This window comes from Syntrophorhabdales bacterium, from assembly GCA_035541455.1.
Lineage (GTDB): Bacteria > Desulfobacterota > Syntrophorhabdia > Syntrophorhabdales > WCHB1-27 > JADGQN01.
The window spans coordinates 12,142-38,636 of sequence record DATKNH010000112.1 but is presented as its reverse complement, the minus strand read 5'-3'; the positions used below and the strand labels follow the sequence as shown (position 1 = coordinate 38,636).

Here is a 26,495-nt window from a genome sequence, read left to right as displayed (position 1 = left end):
GTGGGCGCAGCCTCACTTTTTGGCAAAATAGTCTTTGACAAGCTTCATGGCACAGTACTCGCCGCACATGCTGCACACATCATCGTGCAGGCTTCGCTCCTTGCGGAAAGAACGTATCTTCTCGGGATCGATAGCCATTTTCAGTTGGCCCTCCCAATCAAGGGCCTTGCGAAACCTGGACATCTGCCTGTCCCGTTCAATAGCCTTCTCGTTACCTCGTGCAATGTCTGCTGCGTGCGCAGCAATTCTCGCCACCACAACGCCTTCTCTTACATCGAGAGGAGAAGGAAGACCCAGGTGCTCTGAAGGTGTAACGTAACAAATGAAATCGGCCCCGCAGTAGCCTGCCAGAGCGCCGCCTATGGCGGCAGTGATGTGGTCGTATCCGGGAGCGACATCGGTAACGATCGGGCCGAGCACGTAAAATGGCGCCTCGTTACAGAGCTTCTTCTCGAGCATGATGTTCCCCTCGATCAGGTTTAGAGGTACATGCCCCGGTCCTTCGATCATCACCTGGACACCTTTCTGCCAGGCTTCCTGGCAGAGCTCGCCCAATGTTATGAGCTCCTGTATCTGCGCCCTGTCAGTGGCATCGCCCGTGGAGCCGGGACGCAGTCCGTCTCCCAGGGAGAGCGTCATGTCATATTTCTTCGCTATGGCGACCAGCCTGTCGAACTGTTCGTAGAGCGGATTCTCGCGGTTGTTGACAATGATCCACTCGGCGAGAAAAGCCCCGCCTCTGCTCACTATGTCGGTGACGCGTCCCTGTAATTTGAGCCTTTCCAGTGTTTGACGCGTGACACCGGTGTGGACCGTTACGAAATCGACACCGCTTTGACCGTGCTTTTCAATCACATCGAAAAGCTCCTCAGGGTCCATTTTCGTTACGCTCTTTCTCTTCTTGATGGCTTCAACGGCTGCCTGGTATATGGGCACTGTGCCTAATGGTATCTTTGAGTGTTCTATGATGATTCTTCGTATGTCATCAAGATCTCCGCCTGTGGACAGATCCATGACCGTGTCGGCACCGGCCTCCATCGCCATATTCAACTTCTCTATCTCTACATTGATATCAACGCATTCCGGCGACGTACCCAGGTTTGCATTGACTTTGATAGAGAGATCTTTGCCGACGCCTTTGGGGGTGAAGCCCTTGTGTTGGTTGTTCTCGAGAATAACGACCTTTCCGGAAGCGACAAGAGCGCGCAACCGTTCTTTATCGACAGCCTCATCCTGTGCTATCTGCTCCACAGCCTGCGTGATCTGCCCTTCACGGGCCTTGACTAGCTGGTTTTCCATCATTGCACGATCTCCATCTTTTTAAAAAGATCTGCAGGATCGCTGGCATCAAGCAACGCAGCATTGCGCTTTTGGCCGTGTCGACCTGCTGATGTTTTGCGGGGAGAATTGAGACTCTTCAAGTCTTTGTGTTCCCCGCAGGCAATCTTCGTGAGGTTCGAGTACCAGTAGCCGTTCTCATCCAGTCTGTAGCTCTCTCTGAGGAGAATCTCCATGAGCTGCTCAGACCTGACAAACGCTTCTTTCATCGGATAGCCCAGCACTATGAAACTAAGCATGAGAGATGACAAGGCGCAACCCGTGCCGTGTACTTGCCGGTCTATCCTCTGCCTTTTGTGCGTAAGGATTTCATTTCCGTCAAAAAGCAGATCGATAGGATCTCCGGCAAGGTGCCCACCCTTTAATAACACGTTTTTGGGGCCTAATTGTGAGAGCAGTCTGATGGCCCTCTCCATCTCTCTGATGTTCCTTATTGGTTTCTGCAGGATGAGCGACGCTTCATCGAGGTTGGGTGTGATCAGGTAACTCAAGGGAAAGAGCTCCCGGATCATAGCGCTGAGCCCATCATTGCTTATGAATCGAAAACCGTTTTTCGAAGACAGTACCGGATCCAGTACTGTCGGTTTGTCATGATATCGGTTGAGAAGCGAAGAGACGGCTCTTATCTGCGCTATTCGCCCCAGAATCCCTATCTTTATGCCATCCAGCCGCACTTCGTCCCCTGCGGTTTTCAGCATTCTATTGAATGCTCTCGATGGAGTGGGTATCAGGCCAGTGACTCCCTTGGGGCCCTGGATCGCAAAACTCGTCGGGATTGATAAGGGATGCAAACCGAGCGCCAGGAAAATCTCCAGGTCCTTGGTTATTCCTGCCCCGCTGGTAAGGTCATGGCCTGCGATAGTGAGGACATGTTTCATGTTGTTTCTCGAAATGACCATTAGTATAGCATTTTTGTTAGTAATGATAAAGGGTTTTACACGCTTTCCCCCAGCAGGATCGTGCTGCCTTATCCCGTGCAAATGGTCCAACCGATCGACGTTTTTGTCGACCCATCGCCACACTTTCTGACCAATTTGTCAATCCTTCGCAGTTTGCACTTCACAAACGTGACCAATCTCAAGGGCTTATGCTTGTGTAGCCGTGGCACCCATGTTGCTGCGCGTGAAGTGCGTTCTGCGTGCGGAAGGCCCGCGATAGGTTTTCCCGCTGTGCAGACGCTGCGGCGATAGGGGCACCTGACCCTGACTGACGTCCATCGGCATGAATCGTGGGTACCCCTTACGGTATAATAAACTGTCTCTTTGACTACCCGCGGTCCGGGCAGGTGCTAAGAGTATGAGCTTCTGGATACTTGCGACCCTCATCTTCCTCGGTCTCTTTTTCGCACCTGCCGAGGCTCAGAATTCCTATCAGGAATTCGAAAAAGGATTGAACCTCAGCGATTCGCAGAGGGAGCAGGCACAAGAGATAAAGAAGAAATACATGGACGAGTTGAGAACGCTTAATAACGAGTCTGCGAGGAAAAGACTGGAACTCCAGAGTGTTGACCGGAACTCGGAAGCAGGCAGGGAACGGTCGCGCAGGCTTGAAAACGAGCTCAACAGTGTCCAATCATCGAAAGAGAATCTTTACAGACGTTATCGCGGGGAGGTTTCCGGGGTTCTCAATGAACAGCAGAGGGGCCAATATGAGAAGTTCTCAAATGGAGAAAGGATGAGAGGGGTCTCGCCGCCGTCCCAACAAAGATGGATGGCGCCAGCACCCCGGTACAGAGGGCATGGGAGATAAGAGGGCTTTATTTTTTCCCCTTTCCCTGTTTGTTATATTCTTTGTTCTTATAGTTTTCACCGGTTTTTTTCAGATCAGAATCATCAAAGAAAACATCGAAGGCATTCTCCAGGCTGAAGGTGAAATCCTGTCAAAGAGCATTCAACGGGAGATAGACAGGAGCATAGGCTACCTCGAATTGTTGGAGAAGTCTCCTGCGATCATTACACCCGTCTATCTCAATATTCTCGGATACGACGAATCCATCGTGGATGACCTCTACGACGAACTGAACAGGTTGGCAGTTCCGGATGCGGAGCATATAAAGCACCGCCACGCGCTCGTGACTAACGAGAAGGGCGGACAGATTGAACGGAAGGGGTCAATGAACGTGCCTGCGCCGTATGTGGAGGCGCTCGCAAAAAAAGGCGAACGCACTGTCCTCAGGATGCCGTCAGATGGGGATCAAACGCTCCTCATCGGAGTCAAAGCAAAAAACCACCTCCTGTTTGTGAGCCTTGATGAAGAGGAATTGATGAATCTGAGAAAGAAAGCAATCGTTGAGTCGATTTTGATGGCAGAAGGAAAGCGGCTCAACGTGAGCGGCATATCCGTCTTTGATCCAACGGGCGCTCCATACCTGGGGCTCAAACCCGCGTCCAACAAAGGGTACAGCGTAGTAGCGCCCCTCAGCACCCGCTATTTCCCGAATTACATCCTTGAGATCAGTATGTCGAGCGGCGTCGTGAGGGATACCCAGAAGAGGACCACGTACAGTTTCATCGCTCTTCTTTCTCTGCTGCTTTTGGGTGGTGCCGCTGGTATATACGTCATATTCCGGCTGGAAAGGAAGGCTTCAGAAAGGCTTAAAGAAATGGAACGGCAAATGGAGCTTAAGGAGCGCCTTGTTTCCCTGGGAAAGCTTGCCTCAGGAATGGCGCACGAGATAAGGAATCCATTGAATGCGATGAGCATGTCTATCCAGAGACTCAAACGTGAATTTGTGCCGGCCGAGGAAAAAAAGGATGAGTACTACAAATTCATTGATATCGTGCGGGCGGAACTGACACGGGTAAATCATCTTGTGGAAGAATTCCTGCTTGCGACGAAATCGCACGCTCCGATGGAAGATGAAAAGGTGAGCACGATAATAGAGGAGGTCGCCATAATCCTTCGTGAGCGGGCTGATTCGAGAGGTATCCGCATCGTAAATCGCGTCGAAGACACTCTTGTGGTAAGATGCCAGAAAGAAAGACTCAAGCAGGCTTTTCATAACATACTCCTCAATGGCATCGAGGCTATAGGGGCAAACGGTACGGTTACGATTTCATCCCAAGTTCACGGCCCGTCCGTGTATCTTTTCGTCAGGGACACCGGTCCGGGAATTGAGAAAGAGCAGCTCTCGAAAATATTCGAGTACCATTACACTACGAAGGACAAGGGCATGGGTCTCGGGCTCCCCATCTCATTCACTATTGTCAAAGATCATGGAGGGGATATTCACGTGACGAGTGAAGAGGGCAAAGGAGCCACGTTTATAATCACGTTACCTATGAAACGATAGTGCCGTGATTTTGCGGTTTGTTGTCCGGCACGACAGGCGGGTATGATAACCAGGCATACAAGGGGCGTGCATCTCATTAATTGCCGAGGAGGAAGAACATGGATCGGATGAGCATACTTGTGGTGGAAGACGAGGAGGCGCAGAGAAGTCTGCTTGCCGGTCTGCTCACAAAAGAGGGCTACGCCGCGAGTGCTGCGGGAGACGGAAGAACAGCTCTCGATCTATTCAGGAATGAAACCTTTGAGGTCGTGCTTCTGGACTACAAACTGCCGGATACTGACGGCCTGACGCTTCTCAAGACATTCAAGGAGATCAATCCTGAAGTGGAAGTGATCATGGTCACGGCCTTTGGCAGCATAGAGAACGCGGTGACCGCGCTGAAAGCAGGCGCGTTCGAATACCTGACCAAACCTATCGATCTCGATGATCTACTCTTTAAAATAAAGAAGGTAGAGGAGAAGCGCTACCTTGTGCGGGAAAATATGATCCTGAAAGAGGCTCTGAAGGACAGGCTGAAATCAGAGGAGATCATCTACACGAGCGAAAAGATGCATCAGGTTATGAGTTTGGTGGTGAGGCTTGCCAAAACCGACTCCACCTGTCTCATCGAAGGTGAAAGCGGCACGGGGAAAGAGGTGATCGCCGATGCGATCCATGATCTGAGCGACAGAAAAGGAAATGCATTCATCAAGGTCAACTGTTCGGCTATTCCCGAAACTCTTCTCGAGAGTGAACTTTTTGGCCACGAAAGAGGATCCTTTACCGGCGCCTACCAGCGGAAGGTGGGGAAATTTGAAATGGCGCACAAAGGCAGTATATTTCTGGACGAGATCGGAGATGTCCCTCTCCTGCTTCAGCCCAAGCTGCTCAGGGTCTTGCAGGAGAAAGAGATAGAGAGGATAGGGGGCTTGCGTCCCATTAAGGTTGATGTGCGCATCATCAGCGCAACAAACAAGAATCTAGGGGAAGAGGTAAGATCAGGCCGCTTCAGGGAGGACCTTTTTTACAGGCTTAATGTAGTGACTGTGGTGATTCCGCCGTTACGCGAGCGAAAAGATGACATTCCACTCCTCATGGATCACTTCCTGAAAAAATATGCTGAAAGACACAAAAAATCGATTAAAGGCTTGACGCGGGAAGCCAGGGATCTCCTCATAAAGCATGATTATCCCGGCAATGTGCGGGAGTTGGAGAATATGGTAGAGAGGGCAGTAGTGCTGACACGGGGAGAATATCTTTCGAGGGAGGATTTTCCTATGTTTGTCGCCGCCGAAAAACCGGTGCCCGATGCGGGGATGAAGCAGGTTGTGGAAACGGCAGAAAGGAAGATGATCCTTGAAGCTCTGGTGGGGGCCGGATGGGTGCAAACGAGGGCGGCCTCAGCCCTTGGCATCAGCGAAAGGATGCTGAGGTACAAGATGAAGAAACTGGGTATCAGCAGGGAAGGTACACACTAGCCCATTTCTTTGCTCTGACTGTTTTTTGCGCAGCAGTGCTCACTCTCGATGTTGTCGTAATTTCCGGAGAGATCGCGGGTGCACAGTCCGTGACAGTTGAACAGTTCGTTGCCGCATACGGTTATCCAGCCCTTCTTGCTGGAACATTCGTGGAGGGTGAGACCATAGTGATCGCTGCGGGTTTTGCCGCTCATCAGGGATACATGAAGCTCTGGCTTGTGATGCTCGCGGCATTCGCGGGGAGCCTTGCAGGGGACCAGGTCTATTTCTTCATCGGAAGGCTCAAGGGAAAGCCTTTCCTGGAAAAGCGCTCTGTGTGGCGGGCGAAAGCAATGAGGGTGAGCCGCCTCGTTGATCGCCACAGCACATGGATAATGCTGTTGTTCCGTTTCATGTACGGTTTCCGGACTGTAACGCCGTTGGTCATTGGCGCGAGCCGTATCAGCGTCTATCGCTTTCTCGCGCTTAACGCAGCGGGTGCGCTGATATGGGTGGTGGCCTTCAGCTGTATCGGTTTTCTTTTCGGTGCCGCGGCGGAAAACATTTTCAGAGAAGCCAGGAAAATCGAAGGGTGGCTTGCCTTGGCGATTCTAGGAGCCGGTGCACTGGTGTGGGCGATCTACTTCCTGAGGAGAAAGCGAAAACTGGAAAACGGACAAAACGCAGATACGCAAGCGCCCTGATGTTAGCCGACGACCGATCCGAGCTGGAAGATCGGGAGATACATAGCGACAATCAGACCGCCCAGCACGACGCCGAGAAAGACCATGAGCGCAGGCTCGAGAAGAGCTGTCAGGTTCGTCACTGCGTTGTCCACGTCATCCTCGTAGAAGTCGGCGACTTTGTTGAGCATGGTGTCGAGCGCTCCGGTCGTTTCACCTACTTGTATCATCTGGATCACCATGGGCGGGAACACACCGCTCTCCTTGAGCGGTTCGGAGATAGAGCGTCCCTGGCTGATGTGTGTACGGGCCGTAACCAGGGCTTCCTCTATAACCTTATTGCCCGCGGTCTTGGCGACAATGATAAGGCTCTCCAGGATGGCGATGCCACTGGTGAGAAGCGTCGAAAGCGTCCGGGTGACCCTTGCCAGCGAGGCTTTCTTCAAGAGAAGACCCAGTACGGGAAGGCGCAGGAGGAGCGCATCTATCTGTTTGGCGCCAATCTCGGTTTTATAGTATCTCCTCAAGAGAAATGCCCCGACCACCATTCCTGCGATAATGAAGTGAATGCATGACTTTACGAACTTGGAGAGGTTTATAACCATTTGGGTCGGCGCAGGCAATGCCCTGCCGAAACTGTTGAACATCCCTTCAAACACGGGTATCACGAACACGAGAAGAACCATGACTACCGCTATTGCGACAACGATGATGCTTGCGGGATAGATGAGCGCGGACTTTACTTTCTTCTTCAGTTTTTCGGTTTTCTCAATGTAGCTGGCGATCCGGATAAGGACGCTGTCAAGGTTGCCGCCCTCTTCCCCCGCAAGAATAAGGTTTACGTAGAGATCGTCGAAACACTTTGGAAAACCTCTCAAGGCGTCGGCGAAACGCACGCCCTCTTCGATCTTTTGTTTTATGTTCTTCACGATAAGGCGCAAATTGCCATCATCCAGCTGCTGTGAAAGCGCCTCCAGGGACTGGACCAGCGGCAGCCCCGATGTGAGCATGGTCGCCAGCTGGCGGGTGAAGACGCCTATCTGCGCCGGCTTCACCTTCTTTTTTAAGCTGTAGCGCGCGCTTTTTTCCTCTTTTTTCTCTTTCGATTTGACGAGAATGATACCTTCCCGTCTCATCATTGTTCTGAGGTCGAGTTCAGACTCGGCGGCGAGCGAACCGTACTTTACTTCGCCTTTGGAGGTGCGGCCTTCCCATTCAAAGAGTGGCATATGGACTATTATCGTCCATACGCGCAAAAAGTTTATTCCTTCATCACGCCATAGAACGTGACGTTCTCCCGTTTCACAAGAATGACTATGCCGTTCTTCAGGTTAGCGCTTTTCATAATCTCCTTGAAATCCACCACATTGCGAACCGGTTTCTTGTTAATCTCCGCTATGATGTCACCTGCTCTCAGGTCCGCATTTTCTGCGGGGCTGCCGGGCTGAATATCGGTGACAATGACGCCCCGTCGATCTTTGAGGTTGAGGTGGCGGGCAATCTCCGGAGTGATATTCTGCACCACCAGACCGTAATTCTTTTCAGTCTCCGGCGCTTCCCTTGCCTCTCTCTTTTCATCTTTGAGTTCGCCGACCGTGATATCCACCTCGATATTCTTGCCATCCCTTATGAGGCCGAGTTTCACCTTTTTGCCCACCTCCGTGCCGGCAACGAGCTTCGGCAGCTGTTCCATTTCTTTGATCCTGTTGCCATCGAACGATATGATCACATCGCCCCTGTGTATGTCGGCTTTGCTGGCCGGGCTGTCCTCCATCACATCAGAGACGAGTGCACCTTCCGACTCTTTCAGATTGAAACTTTTTGCCAGCTCCGGGGTAACCTTCTGAATGACGACACCGAGCCATCCCCTGACCACTTTGCCCTTGCTTTTCAGTTGCGGCAGCAATGATTTGGCAAGATTGATGGGTATGGCGAAGCCGATACCCGTACCGCCGGACACAATAGCAGTATTAATGCCGACAACCTCGCCTTTCAGGTTGAACAGGGGTCCGCCACTATTCCCCGGGTTGATGGACGCATCTGTTTGGATGAAGTCATCATAGGGCCCCTGCCCGATCACTCTTCCCTTGGCGCTCACAATGCCTGCGGTGACCGTATGCTCAAGACCAAAGGGATTGCCCACGGCAAGGACCCATTCCCCTACCTCAAGTTTATCCGAGTCCCCCAGGGGTGCAACGGTCACACCATTTTTCGTGCTTATTTTGATTACCGCGATGTCGGTCTTTGAGTCTTTACCCACGACTTTTGCATCGTACTCCTTGCCGTCTTTCAGCCTCACTTTTATAGCCGAGGCCTTTTCCACCACGTGGTTATTCGTCAGTATATAGCCTTCCTTATCGATAATGAATCCGGACCCGAGGCTCCGCTGTTTGAATTCCCTTTGCGGATGGTCTCCGAAGAATTTTTCGAAAAAGTCCTCCCCGAAGAATTCCCTGAATGGGCCCATGAAACGTTCGCCCTGGTCCATTCCCTTAACTACAGTGGTGGTGCTGATATTGACAACCGACGGAGAGACTTCCTTGACCAGCGTGGTGAACTGCGGCAGTCCTCCGCTGAAAGCGGGTTGGTGGGTGCCCACACTCTTGGGTGCACTGGCCTCTTCACGAGAGGTCAGTTTCTCTCTCGCGTATAGTGAAGCTGCCAGGATCAATATAAGCAGAAGAATTACGCCGAACCACTTCTTGTCTCTCATGTAGCTCCTCCAGCCAGCGGTAGTTTGATCGAGAAGATGGTGCCAGAAGAGGCATGGCTTTCCACCTCTATCGTGCCCTTGTGTGCCTCTGCAATCCACTTGCTGATCGACAGGCCCAGGCCGCTCCCGCTCTCCCTGTTTCTCGAGCCGCCTGCCCTGTAGAACCTGTCGAACACGTACTTCAAATCCTTTTCCGATATGCCGACTCCCGTGTCTTTCACATTGATCCGTATTGACCCGTTTTCGGGGCGTGAGGAAATGGCGACTCTCCCGCCCGGTTGCGTGTATTTTATGCCATTTTCCACGACATTCCAGAGCATCCTCCGCAGCTTCAACTCATCTCCGGGCAGCCTGGTTTCATGCAATTCCTCCACCGTGAGTTCTATGTTCTTCTTCTCGGCGAGGATGCTCATGCCCGAGTAAACTTCCAGTATCAGATCTTTCAGATCCACCTCGTTTACTTTGAGCTGGGTCTCGCCGGTATCGGCTTTAGCCAGGAGGAGAAGATCATCTATGATTCTGGCCATCTGGTTAATCTCCTCTAGGTTGCTCGTGAGTAGCTGCTGGTATACTCCATTATCTCTAGGTTTCCTGAGGGCTACCTCCGTTTCGCCCTTCAGTATGGTGAGAGGAGTCTTCAGTTCGTGGGAGACATCAATACTGAATTGATTGATTCTCTGGAACGCATCTTTCAGCCTCGCAATCATCTCGTTAAAGGTGTGCGCCAGCCGGCTTAGCTCGTCTTTTCTGCGGCCGACATCTATCCGTTCATCGAGGTTGCTCGACGAGATTTTGATGGCAGCCCTCCTGATCTGGTCCACAGGTTTCAGCGCCTTTTTGGCCATGTAGTAGCCGACTGCAATTGCCGCGACTATGGACGAAGGGATGCCGATAAGCAGGATAATGAGAAGCCGTTTCATTGTTTCGTCGAAGTCTTCTAGCGAGGTCCCTACCTGCACGATGCTTGTAACCTTCTTATTCTCGATGATAGGAAACGTTATCATGCGAAGGCGGGGAGTTCCTGTTTCTATTGTTTCGTATACGGTCTCGCCCTGGGTGGCCCTTTCCAGCGTCGAAAAACTCGTCGGCAGAGTCTGCGTTTCGATGTCGCTCATCTTGGCGCCGATTCTTCCCGATCTGTCCATGATCTGGATGAATTTGCCTTTGGGTTTTCGCCCCAATACATTCTCCAGGTAACGTTCGAAGTTACCGAATACGGTCGGATCGTGGGTGTCCGTTATTGATGACGATATGACTTCCGCGATCGAACGTATTTTGGTATCGATGCTTCGCTGCAGGCTGTTCTTGAAATAGACGTAGACTCCGCCTCCGAAGGCCGTTAGAACCAGGAGCAGTATTCCGCCGAATAACAGAGAAAGACGCCAACGTATCGGTAGATTAGTCAGCCTTTTCATCTTCCTCTTTAAGGACGTAGCCGGTGCCCCTCACAGTGTGGATATATTTCTTTTTGGAAATTGACTCGATCTTCTTTCTCAAGAAATTTATATAGACATCCACGATGTTGGTAGAATCTGAACCATCCTGCCACACACACTCTGCTACTTCCTTGCGGCTTACAGGTCTCTCGTTGTTCTTGATCATCAATTCCATGATCATGAATTCTTTCTCTGTCAACTCGGTCTGTTTGGATCCAACCGTCAGGGCCCTGTTAAAGGGATCGAGCGTCATATCCCGGTAACGGAGGATGTGGGCATCTCTGCCCGATTTTCTCCGGAGGAGCGCCCGCATACGGGCGAGAAGCTCTTCGAAGGAGAACGGCTTGGTGAGATAATCGTCGCTACCCGTGTCGAGACCGCGCACGACATCCTCTTTAGAGCTCTTGGCGGTAATGATCAGCACGGGGGTCGTCATGCCCCAGCTCCGCGCAGTCTTCAGCACTTCAAGTCCGTCTATCTCGGGAAGCATGAGGTCAAGCAGCACAATGTCGTACGCGGCAGCTTTGAGGAGCTGCAGACCCTCCGCACCATTATAGGCTACCTGCACGGCGTAACCCTCCTCCTCGAGGCCTTTACTGATGAAGCTTGCAACCTTGAGTTCGTCCTCAATCAGAAGTACATTCATAGTCAGCCCACAAGATTCCCACGGTTAGCCGTGTTATTTTGCTCGGACAGATAGCCGGTCTTCGACCCATCCCCGAGCACTGTGCCCCGCTCTTCCCCATCCAGCAGGAATCTATGCAACTCTGTCGGACAGGCGAGCGAAAGCGCGGCATCACCTCGCCCTTGCCGGTGAAAGGGGGACGCAAGCCCTCATGGATAGTATAGTACAAAAAGTCGGGCCATTCCAGTAGGTTTGACGACGTTCGACTATCTCAGGCATCGCCGGAGCTCTGCGATCTCTATTGAGCGAATCCGTCGCCAAACGCGCCAAAAAGTGTTTGACAAAGAATTGTGAATCCACTAAAACTAGATGTCCGCGCAGAGGTCCTAGGACATCTGTTGGTCTGATCCATACTATAGAAAGGAAATTTTTTTCTCATGACTCTTTTGGAAGCGTACGTCGTCATGTTTATTGCAAGTTTCTGCTCCCTGGTTATTGAAATGGTGGCGGGTCGGATACTTGCGCCCTTTGTGGGCGTCTCCATTTATACCTGGACGAGCATTATCGGCGTCATACTGGCAGGAATCAGCATCGGAGCGTACATCGGCGGAAAAATCGTAGACCGTTTCCCGGCCAGAAAGACCCTCGGCATCTTGCTACTCCTCTCCGGCCTCAGCTCTCTCACGATTATCCCGCTTACCGACCTTGTGGCTGCGCACCGTTTTCCGCTCTCGCTCATGTGGCGTATTTTCACGGTCACCACAATTATTTTCTTTATTCCAGGGTGTATCCTGGGCACGATATCGCCGGTCGTGGTGCGGCTCACCTTGAAGAATGTGGAACGAGCGGGGAATGTCGTGGGGAAAATTTACGCGGTATCGACCCTGGGCGCAATAATCGGCACGTTCGCAACAGGGTTTGCGCTGATCTCCCTGATGGGAACGCGCCCGATCATTATGTCAATGGGGGCGCTTCTTGTTGCTGCGGCGCTTATCTTCGGTGCCCTCTTCAAAGCCAGGAAGGCGCAAGCGATATTTCTCGTAGCCATGTTCGTTCTTTTTTCAGGCTTTTACGTGTTCGCGCATAAGCCGCACGTTGATGAGCGGTACTATTACTACAGGGAGAGCGACTACTACACGTTGAAGCTGGCAAAAACGCAGAGCACTGAAGGGAAAACGCTTCAGGCGCTCATCCTCGATAACCTGATCCACTCCTATGTTTGTTTGGAAGACCCTACCCACATAGAGTATGAATACGAACGCATCTACGCAGAGATCATGAAATGGCGATTTGCCCAGCATGCGCCCTTCAAATCGCTCAGTATAGGCGGTGGCGGCTACACCTTTCCTCGCTATATGGAGATTACTTACCCCGAAGCAAAGATTGATGTCGCCGAGATAGACCCGATGATCACAAAGATCGTGTACGATAAATTGGGGCTTCCGGCGAACACACGTATCAAGACCTACAACACCGACGGCCGCTGGTACGTCATGAACTCCGCAGAGAAGTACGACGTGATATTTACGGATGCATACAACGATCTTTCGATCCCCTATCACCTCACCACCAAGGAATTCATGGCCCAGTTGAAATCAATCATGACCCCGGACGGCATACTTTTATCGAACATCATCGACAACTTTCAAAAGGGCGCCTTTCTGCCTTCTTACATGAAGACGTTGCAGGCAGTTTTTGGCGAGAAGAACGTGTACCTTTTTTCTGTGAGCCCTGATTTCGAGAATCTCCGGATCAGCACATTCATTGTCATGGCGAGCGTTCGCCCTCTTGACATGGCGGAGTTTGATGCCTGGCTGAAGAAAGATTATCGCAGTGAAGCAAAATCCGCCATAGTCTCGGATGCGTTGATGCGCAAGCTTCTCGCCAATCCTCACGCGATTGTTATCACGGATAGCTATGCTCCTGTGGATAATCTCATAGCGCCGGTGTTTGAGGAAAGGTTCGGCTACAACAGGAAAAGGAAATAGCCGCTTCGGCAACTCCTATCAGTGGCATGACAAGAATACCCTCGTGCAAACCGTTTTGTCTTCGGGTAAAATTTCTGCACTTGGTTTATAGTAAAGCGAGATCGTTTCGCGAGTCGAAGCCGGGTTTCCCCGAGGATGCATGGGCAAAGCAAAACGCCTTCCCTGGCTGAATGAAAGCGAGGCAGAGAATGAACGATCTGCATATCACGGTTGACGGCGTGAAAGTGAGCGCGCCTGAGGGCACCACGATTCTTGAGGCCGCGGAGTCTGCAGGCATAAGCATTCCAAGACTCTGCCATCAGGAGGGGATCAAGCCCTCCGGTAACTGCCGCATCTGCGTCGTAGAGGTCGAAGGCTCCCGCGCCCTGGTCGGCTCCTGTCACACGCCTGTTGCAGACGGCATGATCGTCACAACAAATTCCGCCAGGGTGCGCAACGCTCGCCTGGCAACGGTAGAGCTTCTTCTTGCCGGACATACGGGCACGTGTGTCACAGATCTGGAGGCGAGGGAATGCGGCCTGCACAAGCTTGCTTCCGACCTGGAGGCGGGTCCTCCCCGCTTTCACGTCAAGAAACCGCGCCTCTATGCAGCTGAAGAGCAGAATCCTTACGTGTACAGGGACATGTCCAAATGTATTCTTTGCCGCAAGTGTATAAGAGCCTGCGATGAGGTGGCTTGCCAAAGAATCTACAGCATGGCGTACCGCGGTTCTCATTCAAAGGTCGTCGTCGACTGCGATGTGACTCTCGACAAGGAAGTATGCAGGGATTGCGGCATATGCATAGAGTACTGCCCGACCAATGCACTGATGTGGCCCGAAGGCGTTAAGAGGCCAAAAGAGAAGCTCAAAGCAAAACCTTCCGCCAGCTGTTTCTCGGTTAATGGAACCAGGGCAAAGCTCCTTGACCTGCTCAAGGAGAGCCAGGGTAGCGCCGGCTACGTCTCGGAGGATTCGATGGCGGAGATTGCGGCCGAGCTTAACGTTCCCCTGAGTGAGGTTTACGGCGTTGCAACTTTTTACTCCTTCATCGCGAGAAAGCCGCTGGGAAAGCACGTGATCAGGATATGCAGAAGTCTGCCGTGCTACCTCAAGGAAGCGCCCGTGATCATCGAGAGCGTGAAGAATGCAATCGGCATAGGACCGGGCGAGACAACGGTCGACGGATGCTTCTCTTTCGAACTGACAAATTGCATTGGTGCCTGCGATAAGGCGCCGGCCATGCTGATAGACGAGACAGTGCACGGTAACCTCACGCCGGAGAAGATCGCCGGCATACTGAAGCAGCATCGGGAAGCATAGGGAGATTGTATTATGCCGGAGAGGCGAATTGTCCTGGAGCTCTGCGGAACCATAGACCCCCGTAACATAGAGACGTACCTGCAGAGAGGCGGCTATCTGGCCCTCAAGAAGGCCCGCGACATGGGACCCGCCGCGGTCATTGCAGAGATCAAGTCATCGGGGCTAAGGGGAAGAGGAGGGGCAGGTTTTCCCTGCGGCGTGAAATGGGAATCTGCTCGGGCAGCGTCGGGCAGTGAGAAATTCGTGATCTGCAATGCGGATGAGGGTGAGGTAGGGACGTTCAAAGATCGCTACATCATCCAACACGATCCTTACTCCTTTCTCGAGGGCCTGGCCATCGCTGCCTGCGCCATAGGGGCAGCCAAGGCGTATGTCTATGTTCGCGGAGAGTACCGTTTTCTTCTGGACGGTCTTAAAGAAGCTATCGGCCAAGCAGCCGTGGAAGGGCTTATTGATATTCCAATCGAGATACGTGAAGGCGCCGGCGCTTACGTATGCGGGGAAGAATCAGCCTTGATGAATTCCATCGAGGGTAAAAGAGGAGAGGCCCGGTTTCGTCCTCCTTATCCGCCGGAAAGCGGTCTGTTCGGTCAGCCGACCATCGTCAACAACGTCGAGACGCTGATGAATATTCCCCGTATTATCATGAGGGGTGCTGCATGGTTTTCCAATATAGGCACTGCCCAGAGCACAGGCACAAAAGTATTTTCAGTGAGTGGCGATGTGAAGCGGCCTGGCGTGTATGAGCTTGCGCTGGGGAGCACGCTTTCCGACCTGCTGGCGCTTGCCGGCGCTGAAGATGTGAAACTGGTGCAGATCGGTGGCGCTACCGGCGGCATCGTCCCGGGTTCGATGACGACTACACCTCTTTCATACGAGACCGTCCTGGGCTCGGGTGCGGTCACCGTTTTAAACCGCACCAGAGATGTAATCGATTTTGTCTATCGCAGCATGGAGTTCCTGAACGATGAGTCTTGTGGCGAATGCACGCCCTGTCGTGAAGGTACGGGGGTGATGCTCGAGGTTCTGAAGAGACTCAAGAATGGCGATGGAGTCGAGGAAGATATCAACACACTGGAGGAACTCTCCGCAGTGATGATGGATTCGTCGCTGTGCGGCCTCGGACAGGCAGCCCCCGTTCCGGTGCTCGACACCCTGAAGTACTTCAGGAACGATTATGAGACGCGTATAAAACAATCGATCTTTCTGCGCCGCCTGAGATAGGAGGAGGTATGCAATTCATTTGTCCCTATTGCCGAACGGGCTTCGAGACCGTCGATGAACTGAAGTCCCATATTGTCACCGGCCATGGCGCAGAGCCATTGCCCCGACCCGAAGGACTGATCGGCCTCAACGTCAATGGCGCAAAGTACGAGCTTAGCGTAGAGCCTAATGTGACCCTCTATTCGGTGATTCACGATACGCTGGGACTGACCGGGGTGAAGATGTTCTGCGACCGAGGCGCGTGCGGCTCATGCACGGTGATCATGAATGGAAGGCCCGTGCTCTCCTGTATGACACTGGCAATAGAGTGCGATGGCGCGAGCGTGGAAACTGCCGAAGGTATTGCGGCTGCGAAGCACCCTCTCATCGAGACGTATGTCAAGCATCACTGCATGCAGTGTGGTTACTGCACGCCCGGATTTGTGGTCACTGCAAAAGCGCTGCTGGACAGAAATCCTGATCCGACTGAGGATGAGATACGGGAGGCTCTTTCCGGCAATCTGTGCCGTTGCGGCACGTATCCGCAGCACCCGAAAGCCGTCGCTGAAGCGGCGGAGCTCCTGCGGGAGAGCCGCAGGGCGGATGGTGCGGTCCATGAAAAGTAAGCCGCGCAGAAATGACAAGGAAAGAATCATAGCGCCTGAGCACGCGCTGAGGGCCGACAAGCACCCCCTGAAAGAGTATGAGGCGATCGGCCGACGCGGTATCCGGCGAAAAGACGGCTACGAGAAGGCGACGGGCTATGCTCTCTACACGGCGGATGTGCGCCTGCCGGGCCAATTGTGGTTGCGCATTCTTACCTGCCCCTATCCTCATGCCCGCATAAAGCGCATGGATACAGACAAGGCAGCAGGATTGAAAGGCGTAAGAGCTCTCCTCAGGTATGATGATCCGGAGCTGCCGGAGAGGGCGGATGTAAGCGGTCATTTCGGAGGAGGAACCGAAGGGCACGAACCCGTACTCAACCGGGTCGGCTACTGGCAGGGCATGCCCATGGGTGTTGCCGTTGCGGCCGATACGGAGGATATCGCAAACGAAGCACTGAAGCTGGTGGAGATCGACTGGGAAGAACGCCCTTTTAATCTGGATCAGGAAGAGGCGCTGAAACAGGGAGCCCCGTTGAGCAACCCTGAATCATGGCCCGATGGAAACTTTGTCCTCCCTGCGCAGCAGCGGCAGGCCACCATGATATGGGGTAACCCCGATGCAGGATTCAAAGAAGCTGACAGAATCATCGAATGGAGGATGAGAAAAGAGAAGGAAAACTGGGTCGGCCCGGAGCGGCCGAATGGCCTGTTCAGGTGGAACGGGGAGTACCCCGAGCTGTGGCTCAAGCATCAACGTCCTCATCTCTCGAAGCGTCAGATAGCTCACTATTTTAAGTTGCCGGTCAGCCAGGTAACGCTCCATTGTCTGTTCCAGGGTGGAAGCTTCGGCGGTTGGTCGCAGATGGCGCTCAATATGCAGCCGAACATCATCGCCGGCATTCTCTCGAGGAGAACGGGAAAGCCTGTCAAATGGCAGTTCACAAGAAGAGAAGACTTTTGCGGTGCCGGCATGGATAATGCCCGGTACCAGGTGAAGGTCGGCTTTAAAAACGACGGGACAATATGCGCGGTTGCCGCAACATCATGGTTCGGCAGAAAAGGATTTGCGCATCTGGGCCATTTCGTGGAAAACACCAGGGTGCAGCATCTGCTGCAGGAATCAAATGGCGCGGTGCTCAACATCATGCCGGGATCTGCCTTCAGATGCGAGCAGAATATGAACGCCCTCTGTCTGGGCGCTGTGTTGAGCCACGTAGCCGAGGCCCTCGAAATGGATCCGACGATCGTGGCGTTCCGGAACGATGGTGCCGAGGGACGCCCCATGGCCGAACTCGCCGATGTGAAGCGGGCCCATGGCTTTAAAAACAGAGACAGCCTCGCAGAGTGCATCGAGGCGGGGAAGAAGGCGATCCAGTGGGAGAAAAAATGGCACCTGCCGGGAAAGAAGAAACTCCCTAATGGCAGGCTCCACGGCATAGGTTTCACGTTTACGCACGAATGGAGTGATTCGGCCGGCGCCGGAGCCATAGGGATGAGGATAGAACGGGATGATGGGTCGGCTCGCATTCTCGCCCAGCGCTGTGACAACGGGTGTGCTGCTGAAACAGCCTATTGTCAGATTGCTGCGGACGAGCTGGGGTTTCGCTACGAAGATGTGCACTACCGACAGTTTGAAGAAGCCGGCTTCACAACGATGACTCCCGATTCGTCCACCAATCTGACGGTCAATGGCTATGCCATCCGGAATGCGGCGAGGCAGCTCAAACAGAAGATCCTTCAGATCGCCACGACACCCAGAGTGCCGGAGCGGGCCGATATGGGCTATTACCCGCCTTTTCCCGATTGTAAACCTGAGGACCTGGATATCAAGAAGAGCGTCGTTTATGTGAAGAAAGACCCGTCCCGGAAGATGACCATGGCGGAGCTGGTCCGTCCCGCTTTTTTCATGGGCAAGATGGACATTGGCTCCACCGAGCCGCTCTTTGCGTGGGGATGGCAGAATCAGCAGGGCGCTTTCATGGGAACGCCGGGGCCAAGACCAATATTTGTCAGGCAGGCGCATTTTGTTGAGGTCGAGGTTGATCCTGAGACAGGAGAGATAGAAGTGACCAGGGTTGCGAACGCGAATGACGTGGGCAAGGCTGTCAATCCTGATGCAGTAGAAGGCCAGCAGTACGGCGGTTCTGTGATGGGCGTGAGCCGGTCACGCACAGAGGACACGATCTACTGCCCTGCGACGGGTGTGGTGTTGAATGGCAACCTCATCGACTACAAGATCAACACCATGCTTGACTGCGGGCCCATCGACACGATTGTCATTGAGACGGGAATGGGCTACGGCCCGTATGGCTCTGTGGGCATCGGCGAAGACGTTGCCACCGTGGTGCCGGCGGCTTTCTACGCGGCTGTGCACAACGCCGTCGGTGCCTGGGTCGACCTGCCTGCTACTCCGGACAGGGTACTGAGAGCCCTGGGCAAGATATGAGGGGAAGAACATGAAGAACTTTGCGCACGTCAACGCGAGGAGCGTGGATGAGGCAGTCGCCGTTTTGCAGCGCTACGGCAAAAGAGCAGCCGTGATTGCAGGCGGCACAGATCTTCTCGGCAAAATGAAAGACGAGATTCTGCCCTCTTACCCTGAGGCCCTGGTCAATATCAAAACCATAGCCGGTCTCGATTTTATCGAAGAAGAGGGTGGCGCTCTTCGTATAGGCGCACTGACGCGACTGGAGGATATCGCCACTGACAGGAGGGTACGCGACCTGTTCCCGGCCCTGGCAGAGGCAGCCCGTAGAACCGCTTCTACCCACCTGAGAGAGATGGGGACTATCGGCGGCAACATCTGCCAGGATATACGATGCTGGTATTACCGCAATCAGAATAACCGCTTCCCCTGCCTCAGAAAAGGAGGTGGGAAGTGCTATGCCATCGATGGTGATAACCGCTATCACTCCATCTTCGGCGGCAGCGTCGAAGGAGGCTGCTACGCGGTCCATCCCAGCGATACAGCCCCTGCATTGATTGCGCTGGATGCCTCACTGCAGACATCGCATCGCGTGATCAAAGCAGAAGATTTCTTTCAAGTGGATGTGACCAGGACAACCGTTCTCCATGATGACGAGATTGTCACGGAAGTAGTAATACCCAGGCCTTTCGGAAAAAGCGCATTCATCAAGTTTGCGCTTCGCAAGGCCATCGACTTCCCTATCGTGAATTGCGCGGCGATGGCAGCGGTCTCAGAAAAGAAAGTCACAGCCGCGCGGATCTGTCTCAATGCCGTCTACGTTATCCCGATTCGGGCGAGAGCGGCTGAGGAAGCGATCACGGGAAAAGAGATAAGCGATACCAGCGCGGAAGCCGCAGGGGCAGCGGCGGTCTCAGGGGCAAAACCCATGCCGTACAATGGCTATATGGTGCAGATAGCGAAGACGATGGTTAAACGCGCCATCCTCGGCTGCATCTAATGTCAATTTGTCTTCAAGCGTACACCTTCATTGCCCTTCGGCCTGTTCTACTTGGACGTATCGCGAGGTACGCCTGCATAGCCCAGGCCTCGGGTCGCCCCGGTCTCCATCTTGAATACAAATTGACACCAGCACATGTAGAAGAAAAGTCTGTCGGTTCGCCGCGTACCGTGCTGACGCTGGCGCATGAAAAAGTAACGTGGACATAGAAATTAAGCTTTGGGGGAATGTTGCATATCATTCGCAAGAGGCGAAGGGCAGATTCTCCTTGAAAAAAAGAGTGAACGAGGGCAAAACGGTCCAGCAATTGGTCGAGGAGTTGAAGTTGACGGAGGGCTTGAACTACATCATAACCGTTAACGGACGAACCATAGAGTCTGCATATTACCTCAAGGACGGGGATGAGGTCGCCCTCTATTCGCCTTTCTCAGGAGGGTAGAGAACACAGACGGCTGCGCTCGGGCGGACCGTCCGTGCCTGTCATCATCCACCGCAAAAATTGGGAGGTTTACATAATGGCGCTCAAGGTTTTGAGAAGTCCCCTCAGATACGTGCAAGGCCCCGGTGCCCTGCTGGAGATGGGCGAACAGCTGGAAATGCTCGGCATTAAGAATCCGTTGATCCTGGCTTCACCGAGCGCAAGAAAGATAGTGGAACCCGTGCTCGCCAAACCGCTCCGGGAGAAAAAGATCAGGTATGCCCTCACCCAATTCAACGGTCAATGTAATTTCGCGGAGATCGAACGGGTAAAGAATGCATGCGTCGCGGGAGGTCATGACGCGATCATGAATTGCGGAGGAGGAAAGACCATCGACACCGGCCGTGCCGCTGCCACGGGGCCTGCGACAAACGTGCAGAAAGTTCCGCCTGAATTCATACCCAGGTTCGGAGCCGGTGTTGCCTGCATCAACGTTCCCACTGTCGCGGCCACTGACGGCTCAACATCGGCTTCCGCGCTCGTCTATTCTGACAAAGGCACTGTGGAAGCTCTCCTCAAATTCCCGGTCAACCCCACTATGGTCTTTGTGGATACGGCTGTGATCGCCAAATCGCCCATCCGCCTCTTTGTCGCCGGCATGGGAGATGCGCTCAATACACACTTCGAAGCTGACATGAATTACAGGACCGCCAGTCCGTCCATAGGTACGCGCGCGTTGAGTACGATTACCGGCAGAGCGCTGGCGAAACTTTGCCTCGATATCCTCCTCGAGTTTGGCCTCCAGGCCAAAAAAGAGGTCGAGACCGGCATACCCGGACCAGGCGTCGAGGCTGTGGTCGAAGCGACCGTCCTTTTGAGCGGTCTCGGGTTTGAGAACTGCGGTTTGTCCGCGGCTCATGCAGTGGCGCATGGCTTTGACCATATCCCGGAATCTTTCGAGCGCCATCCCTTTCACGGCGAGCAGTCGGGGTTTGGCACGTTGGTGCAGCTCATGCTCGAGGGAAGAAGCCCTCAATTTCTGGAAAATATTTTTGAGTTCTGCAGGTCAGTTGGATTGCCGACCACCTTTGAAGAGCTGGGCCTGAGTGACGCCAGCGACGAAGCTCTCGCGAAGGTGGCTGACGCTGCGTCGAAAAGTTTGCTCATTCAGTCCATGGCAGGGGCGCGCAGGGAGCGTGACAAAGATGGCCGATTCTATGACGACCGGGAGATCTTTAACGCATTGAAAGCAACTGATACCTTCGGCAGGGCATTCGCGGTCCGGAATTGAGGATTTTAGAGAATTTTTGCCGCGGCCGTTCATTGCCGGCGGTAAGACATTCCGCCGGCAGCGGCTAATAGACGAAGCGCAGTACTGATCTTTCCAGTGCGGCGAGGCATCGCGAGAGCGGAGTCTGGGCCAGAAGTAGAGCACAGAGCACTCCGGCTGCATTGGCCCCCATATCGGCGCACTCAAACGATCGGTACCCGCTCAGGCGTTGCAGGTACTCCAGGCATATGCCCAAAACCACGAACCCGATGGCTATTACCCAACGGGCTCGACTCCTCCTGTATATCTGATCGAACCAGAATGTCATTGCGACGTAGGCTGCAAAATGACCGACTTTGTCATTGCCTCTGAACTGCGCCACGTGCGGCGGGTGCGGCATCAACGAGAGAACTATCACCGATGTCACCAACAAAAGACCGATTGCAAGCCACAGATTCGGAAACTTCAGATCGCTCCAAAGACTTGCTTCCTTCTCGCAGCGCAGTAGTATGACACCTTGCTTCATCATCTGTATCGTCCTAGATCTCCTGCTCCAGTTTCTTGGCGTTGCTGAAATCAGGCTGGGAATTCGGGTCAGGAACAAACATCACGTTGTTCTGTTTGTCCTGGGATTTTTCATTGATAAGCTTGTCCGCGTCCTTGTATTTCACCACTTCATCCGCAAATCTGACCATCACGAGAACCAGCCTGTCATCCTTGACGGAGTACGTCGCCGTGATCTTGCCCTTGGCAAGGGTCTGTCCATGTCGCTTGGCTTCGTAATCCGCATTCGCTACGACGCAACTTTTCTTGTCAGCCATAATCTCAAATTTGTCTATGGTGGTATCAAATGAAAACTCATAGATCTTCCGTTGCTGCTCCGCCGCTTTGTTTAACCGGTTTGAGCCTATCATGTAGCTTCTGAAGCTCTTTGTAAAAAGTTCCGTGTCTCCGTTGCTGCTTGCAGCTGTGTATTGATCGGCCAGAATTCTCAGGTCCTTCTCCATCAGGTCTTCTGCAGCCGCATATCCCGCACACCCTATAATAAGCATCATTACAGCAACTACCACTAAACGTTTCATCTCTGCCCTCCCGATTGTTTGGCGATGCCTTGATTTACGTCTATCAGCCCTACCGAAATGAATCCTTTGCACCGCATGTTGTAATGGTAACGACCCGCAATGCCAAAAGCAATCGGCCAGCGGGTTAATTTTTATCAGTAAGAGGCATTAAGCCTTTTGGCCTAATCACGAAGGTCCGGAGCATTCTGATTGCTCCCGCGCGAGCGTATCTGTAGCCTTTAATGGCGCGCCTTTTCCCTGTGCGCGATGGTCGCTGCTGCACTTCGTCAATTCTGGAGAAAATAAGCCGATAGTTTATGTCGAGCCTTAGCCATTCATTGCCGCATATGGCCAGACTTCCCGGCCTGGCCGTGAGTCATTGCGTGCCTTCTCTTGAGGGACAGCGCCCGCAGCGTTACACGCTCCCATTGCACCGGAGTTGCTCAGCAGGAGTGGCGAGCACGATGCACTGCCCGAGGTGCCGTCTTGCCGCAGCCATGAATTTGTAATTCCAAAAAGACACTGAAAGTTGTAGAATGGAAAGAAAGTCGGGGGACAGAATGATAATTTTTAAGTGTGCCAGTTGCGGAGCGGAGATAGAGGTCAGTCTCAAGTCGATCGGAAAAAAAGGGAAATGCCCTGTTTGCTCCGCGGTTAATGTTGTCCCTGGACATGCTAAGAACAAACTGGTTATTGAAGAGCCCGAAACGAAGTGCAAGAGCCCCGTCATTCAAAAGATTTACGATCACGTATCATCGCTAAGTTTCCCCGAGAGCATTATTACTTCGCGTATCACTACAGACCCCAACGGGACTGATCTCGTCTTTTTCAATGTGAGGGTCGGAGACAACGAAAGAAAACAAGCCGTGGTGTTAACGCTCTCTCCGCCGGTCGAGGGTGTAGCCGAAGAGAGCTCGGTGTACGTACGCACTGAAATCGGAAACCTTAAAGGCGCTTCCATCGACGATTTGCTGGACACACTAAAAACCGTGGCTGACTTCTGGTCGTTTAATCTGCACGTGGACGAGAATGAGATCGCAAGCTTGAACTACTCGGTGCCCTTGAGTTCAGTGAACGTGCCTCGCGTTGCAAGAGCGATTCTTGTTATTGGATGGGTTGCAGACACGCTGGAGGGAGCCATACTAGGCGTAGACAAGAACTGATGGAGCGTCTCACGCCGAATTAAGCAGCGGCTGTTGGCCTGGAGTGAATCAACCTGGTCAGCTACGCTTGGTCTGCGCGCCGTTCTCTGATGTCTGCCGCCAACGTTGTCAGCAGTGACGGATTCTTCTCGCGCAGCCAGAGAATGAATTCGATTCCATTCTCATACAACAGAATCCTTTCATCATCGTTCATTGCTTCAATGGTCTTGAAGACCCGGTCAACGGGATCTGGCCGCCAGGCTGTCGTCTGCGTATCAAGGGAATTGTTTGCAAGAGCCTTCATGTCAGACCTCCTCGGGAGATGGTGCGTTCCATGGCGTCGCTGCCTTACTGCTTTTCCTCAACACTCATTGTAATGATGTCAGGAGTACAGTAACACTCTACCGGGGCTATAAGCCAAAGGCAATACATCATACGGCTATTTTTTGTCAGTACAACGGCCTAATCCGTCCAGTGTAACAGATTCCTTTTATCGAGAAGATTTGGCCCTGTTTCGATGAATTGCACGGGCACGTTATGAACCGGACGAGCATGCAGAGCAGCCAGACGACCTCAGCCTACACTAAGCAGACAGGGACAATCTAAAAGTACGATGTCGTCTGTTGGGACCTGAATAGTGTCCTCCTAAACCTCTAATGGGATCAGTGTCAACGTAGATCCATCTCTTCTCGGACGGACGTCTGAATCTTCGAATCTCGTTTTCTGCAAGAAGTCTATCAAGAGTCTGAGCATTGACAAAATCGTAATGGCTATTTTGATACTGCACATGTAACATCATGGTGGCCTCCGGGATAATCCTGCTAAACCCCGTTTCGGTCTCAATTGTTGATTTCAATAATCCGTTTCGCTCTTTGTTGCCCTGTCTTAATATAATCCGGGTTTCTCGGAAAACAAGCGCAATCCAGGCCGCGTCGAGCAGCGGAGGAGCATGCTTTCAAGCGTGGGTGAATGCATGGCCTGTCTGCGCGAACGCATGCTCCGAGTAACGCCCGCGGAAAATCCCACGGGTACCCGGCTTGCCCGCGAGCATCTGTTGTAATTCTGCTCCCGGATGTTGTAACTTCTCCCCACGGCGCGAGACTACATGGCCAAAAAGTTCGGAAAGGACCTCACAGAGGGCAGTATACCCAGACACCTCCTGCTCTTCTCCATCCCGATGCTGGCAGGCAATGCGCTGCAGATCGGCTACAGCCTGATAAATACCATCTGGGTGGGGCACCTCATCGGAGAAAATGCGGTGGGAGCTGTGGGAGTCAGTTTACCCGTACTCTATGTGCTCTTCGGTTTTGCCATGGGCATGTCGATCGCGACCACCATTGTCGTGTCGCAATATTACGGGGGAAAAGATTACGCTATGGTGGAGAAGGTGGTGGCCAACGCCTTCTCCCTATGCCTGCTCATCGCAACGGTGTTGACTATCACGGGGATTCTCTTGAGCGATCATCTCTTGAGACTCATGGCGACGCCGCCCGAGAACTATGCCATGGCCTCGACCTACCTGCGCTTGAACCTAGCCGCTTTCATGTTCTTCTATTTCGGCATGCTCGTCAACTTCATGCTCAGGGGGATAGGCGACACCCTTACCCCTCTCGTATTCATGTCCGTGGGGCTCGGCCTCAACGCAGTGCTCGATCCTTTCTTCATCGGAGGATTCGGCCCTTTTCCGCAGTGGGGCCTCAACGGCGCAGCGTACGCGACCATTGTCGCCCAGGCAAGCGCCGTAGCGGTGAACATCCTGTACTTGAACCGAAAGAAGCACCTGATCGCATTTCATCCCCGGAAACTCATGCTGGACAGACACCTCACCCTGCTGCTCTTCAAGATAGGGCTTCCATCCATCGTGCAACAGTCACTCGTCTCCATCGGCAGCCTCTTCATAGTGAGCTTCGTCAATGGCTTCGGAGCCGCAGCAACAAACGCCTTTGGAGCCGTGGGGCGGGTGGACATGATCGTTTTCATGCCCGCCCTGTCCATGAGTATGGCGACTGCCGCGCTCACCGGGCAGAACCTCGGCGCGCGCAAGACGCACAGAGTGAAGGAGATATTCCGGTGGGGCCTTGTCATGACGTCGTCAATCACCATCCTCATATCCCTGTTTGCCGTCTTTCTTTCAAGGCTGATCCTCATGATGTTCGGTCTCGGGGACGATCCAAACGTCGTGGACATAGGCGTCAGCTACCTGCACATCGTGGGTCCCTGCTACCTTTTCTTCTCGATTGCCTTCGTGTCGAATGGTGTCATCAACGGCGCCGGTCACACCATGATCACCATGATGCTTTCCTTGATGTCGCAGTGGATCGTGAGGGTACCCGGCTCGTGGCTCTTGTCAAAGACCAGCCTTGGAGTGAATGGCATATGGGTGGCCGTGGCACTGAGCTTTATGGCGACTATGGTTGCCAGTCTGCTCTACTATTTTTCCGGAAAGTGGAAAACTTCGACAGTCATCAAAGCTCCTCCCGTGCTCCCGGTCGTTGAGTGAACAGCCGATAGAGAGAAGGTTCATTGCTGCACCTTGCGCGTACCATTGGATTTGTA

The 26,495-nt window shown here is 53.1% G+C and carries 23 protein-coding genes; 14 read left to right on the top strand and 9 right to left on the bottom strand.

Annotated features, from left to right (window positions below; genetic code table 11):
* Positions 1–12: 12 nt before the first annotated feature.
* Together thiC and VMT71_11570 are read right to left on the bottom strand one after the other, a co-directional pair.
* Positions 13–1,302 carry a phosphomethylpyrimidine synthase ThiC gene (gene thiC / locus VMT71_11575; GenBank protein HVN24603.1) on the bottom strand — a complete coding sequence of 430 codons (1,290 nt, stop codon included), beginning with the start codon at positions 1,300–1,302 and terminating at the stop codon, positions 13–15.
* Positions 1,299–2,216 (bottom strand): hydroxymethylpyrimidine/phosphomethylpyrimidine kinase, encoded by a 918-nt coding sequence (locus VMT71_11570; protein HVN24602.1) that lies wholly within the window; start codon positions 2,214–2,216, stop codon positions 1,299–1,301. Before VMT71_11570 ends, thiC begins: the two co-directional genes overlap by 4 nt.
* A 418-nt stretch (positions 2,217–2,634) precedes the next feature.
* Between VMT71_11570 and VMT71_11565 the strand changes: the two genes are divergently transcribed.
* The 4 genes from VMT71_11565 (at position 2,635) to VMT71_11550 (ending at position 6,770) form a co-directional block, all read left to right on the top strand.
* The gene (locus VMT71_11565; GenBank protein HVN24601.1) at positions 2,635–3,087 is read left to right on the top strand and encodes a Spy/CpxP family protein refolding chaperone; all 453 of its coding nucleotides are present in this window, start codon (positions 2,635–2,637) and stop codon (positions 3,085–3,087) included.
* Positions 3,077–4,630 (top strand): ATP-binding protein, encoded by a 1,554-nt coding sequence (locus VMT71_11560; GenBank protein HVN24600.1) that lies wholly within the window; start codon positions 3,077–3,079, stop codon positions 4,628–4,630. Before VMT71_11565 ends, VMT71_11560 begins: the two co-directional genes overlap by 11 nt.
* A 98-nt stretch (positions 4,631–4,728) precedes the next feature.
* Positions 4,729–6,087, top strand: coding sequence for a sigma-54 dependent transcriptional regulator (locus tag VMT71_11555; protein HVN24599.1), 1,359 nt, complete (start codon positions 4,729–4,731; stop codon positions 6,085–6,087).
* 89 nt (positions 6,088–6,176) lie between these two features.
* A complete protein-coding gene (locus VMT71_11550; GenBank protein ID HVN24598.1) occupies positions 6,177–6,770 on the top strand; it encodes a DedA family protein in 594 nt (197 codons plus the stop codon).
* Between the two features lie 2 nt (positions 6,771–6,772).
* On the opposite strand, the gene VMT71_11545 is transcribed toward VMT71_11550, so the two are convergent.
* Genes VMT71_11545 through VMT71_11530 form a run of 4 tightly spaced genes read right to left on the bottom strand, consistent with a single transcriptional unit; the run spans position 6,773 to position 11,544 of the window.
* Positions 6,773–7,978 carry a type II secretion system F family protein gene (locus tag VMT71_11545; GenBank protein ID HVN24597.1) on the bottom strand — a complete coding sequence of 402 codons (1,206 nt, stop codon included), beginning with the start codon at positions 7,976–7,978 and terminating at the stop codon, positions 6,773–6,775.
* 32 nt (positions 7,979–8,010) lie between these two features.
* Entirely contained in the window at positions 8,011–9,462 is a 1,452-nt protein-coding gene (locus VMT71_11540; protein HVN24596.1) for a DegQ family serine endoprotease, read from the bottom strand.
* Positions 9,459–10,877: a heavy metal sensor histidine kinase gene (locus VMT71_11535; GenBank protein ID HVN24595.1), complete on the bottom strand. Its 1,419-nt coding sequence runs from the start codon at positions 10,875–10,877 to the stop codon at positions 9,459–9,461. The genes VMT71_11540 and VMT71_11535 overlap by 4 nt, the downstream gene beginning before the upstream one ends.
* A complete protein-coding gene (locus VMT71_11530; protein ID HVN24594.1) occupies positions 10,861–11,544 on the bottom strand; it encodes a response regulator transcription factor in 684 nt (227 codons plus the stop codon). Before VMT71_11530 ends, VMT71_11535 begins: the two co-directional genes overlap by 17 nt.
* Before the next feature lie 416 nt (positions 11,545–11,960).
* On the opposite strand from VMT71_11530, the gene VMT71_11525 reads away from it, so the two are divergent.
* From VMT71_11525 to VMT71_11490, 8 genes are all read left to right on the top strand, one after another.
* Positions 11,961–13,511 (top strand): fused MFS/spermidine synthase, encoded by a 1,551-nt coding sequence (locus VMT71_11525; GenBank protein ID HVN24593.1) that lies wholly within the window; start codon positions 11,961–11,963, stop codon positions 13,509–13,511.
* Between the two features lie 188 nt (positions 13,512–13,699).
* A complete protein-coding gene (nuoE, locus tag VMT71_11520; GenBank protein ID HVN24592.1) occupies positions 13,700–14,812 on the top strand; it encodes an NADH-quinone oxidoreductase subunit NuoE in 1,113 nt (370 codons plus the stop codon).
* Between the two features lie 12 nt (positions 14,813–14,824).
* Positions 14,825–16,036: an NADH-ubiquinone oxidoreductase-F iron-sulfur binding region domain-containing protein gene (locus VMT71_11515; protein ID HVN24591.1), complete on the top strand. Its 1,212-nt coding sequence runs from the start codon at positions 14,825–14,827 to the stop codon at positions 16,034–16,036.
* Positions 16,037–16,044: 8 nt separating this feature from the next.
* Positions 16,045–16,641, top strand: a complete 597-nt coding sequence (locus VMT71_11510; GenBank protein ID HVN24590.1) for a (2Fe-2S)-binding protein — start codon at positions 16,045–16,047, stop codon at positions 16,639–16,641.
* Positions 16,631–19,069, top strand: a complete 2,439-nt coding sequence (locus VMT71_11505) for a xanthine dehydrogenase family protein molybdopterin-binding subunit (GenBank protein HVN24589.1) — start codon at positions 16,631–16,633, stop codon at positions 19,067–19,069. Before VMT71_11510 ends, VMT71_11505 begins: the two co-directional genes overlap by 11 nt.
* A 10-nt stretch (positions 19,070–19,079) precedes the next feature.
* A complete protein-coding gene (locus VMT71_11500; protein HVN24588.1) occupies positions 19,080–20,048 on the top strand; it encodes an FAD binding domain-containing protein in 969 nt (322 codons plus the stop codon).
* 199 nt (positions 20,049–20,247) lie between these two features.
* Positions 20,248–20,487: a MoaD/ThiS family protein gene (locus VMT71_11495; GenBank protein HVN24587.1), complete on the top strand. Its 240-nt coding sequence runs from the start codon at positions 20,248–20,250 to the stop codon at positions 20,485–20,487.
* A 76-nt stretch (positions 20,488–20,563) separates the two neighbouring features.
* On the top strand, positions 20,564–21,757 hold the full coding sequence (locus tag VMT71_11490; protein HVN24586.1) for a glycerol dehydrogenase: 1,194 nt from the start codon (positions 20,564–20,566) through the stop codon (positions 21,755–21,757).
* 64 nt (positions 21,758–21,821) lie between these two features.
* On the opposite strand, the gene VMT71_11485 is transcribed toward VMT71_11490, so the two are convergent.
* Both VMT71_11485 and VMT71_11480 read right to left on the bottom strand, forming a co-directional pair.
* Positions 21,822–22,265, bottom strand: coding sequence for a hypothetical protein (locus VMT71_11485; GenBank protein HVN24585.1), 444 nt, complete (start codon positions 22,263–22,265; stop codon positions 21,822–21,824).
* Between the two features lie 10 nt (positions 22,266–22,275).
* Positions 22,276–22,818, bottom strand: coding sequence for a hypothetical protein (locus VMT71_11480; GenBank protein ID HVN24584.1), 543 nt, complete (start codon positions 22,816–22,818; stop codon positions 22,276–22,278).
* Positions 22,819–23,357: 539 nt separating this feature from the next.
* Between VMT71_11480 and VMT71_11475 the strand changes: the two genes are divergently transcribed.
* Entirely contained in the window at positions 23,358–23,960 is a 603-nt protein-coding gene (locus VMT71_11475) for a hypothetical protein (protein HVN24583.1), read from the top strand.
* 61 nt (positions 23,961–24,021) lie between these two features.
* Here VMT71_11475 and VMT71_11470 read toward each other — a convergent pair whose 3' ends face one another.
* A complete protein-coding gene (locus VMT71_11470) occupies positions 24,022–24,243 on the bottom strand; it encodes a hypothetical protein (GenBank protein HVN24582.1) in 222 nt (73 codons plus the stop codon).
* 801 nt (positions 24,244–25,044) lie between these two features.
* On the opposite strand from VMT71_11470, the gene VMT71_11465 reads away from it, so the two are divergent.
* Complete coding sequence (locus VMT71_11465; protein HVN24581.1) at positions 25,045–26,439, top strand: MATE family efflux transporter; 1,395 nt, start codon at positions 25,045–25,047, stop codon at positions 26,437–26,439.
* The last annotated feature ends 56 nt before the right edge of the window (positions 26,440–26,495 follow it).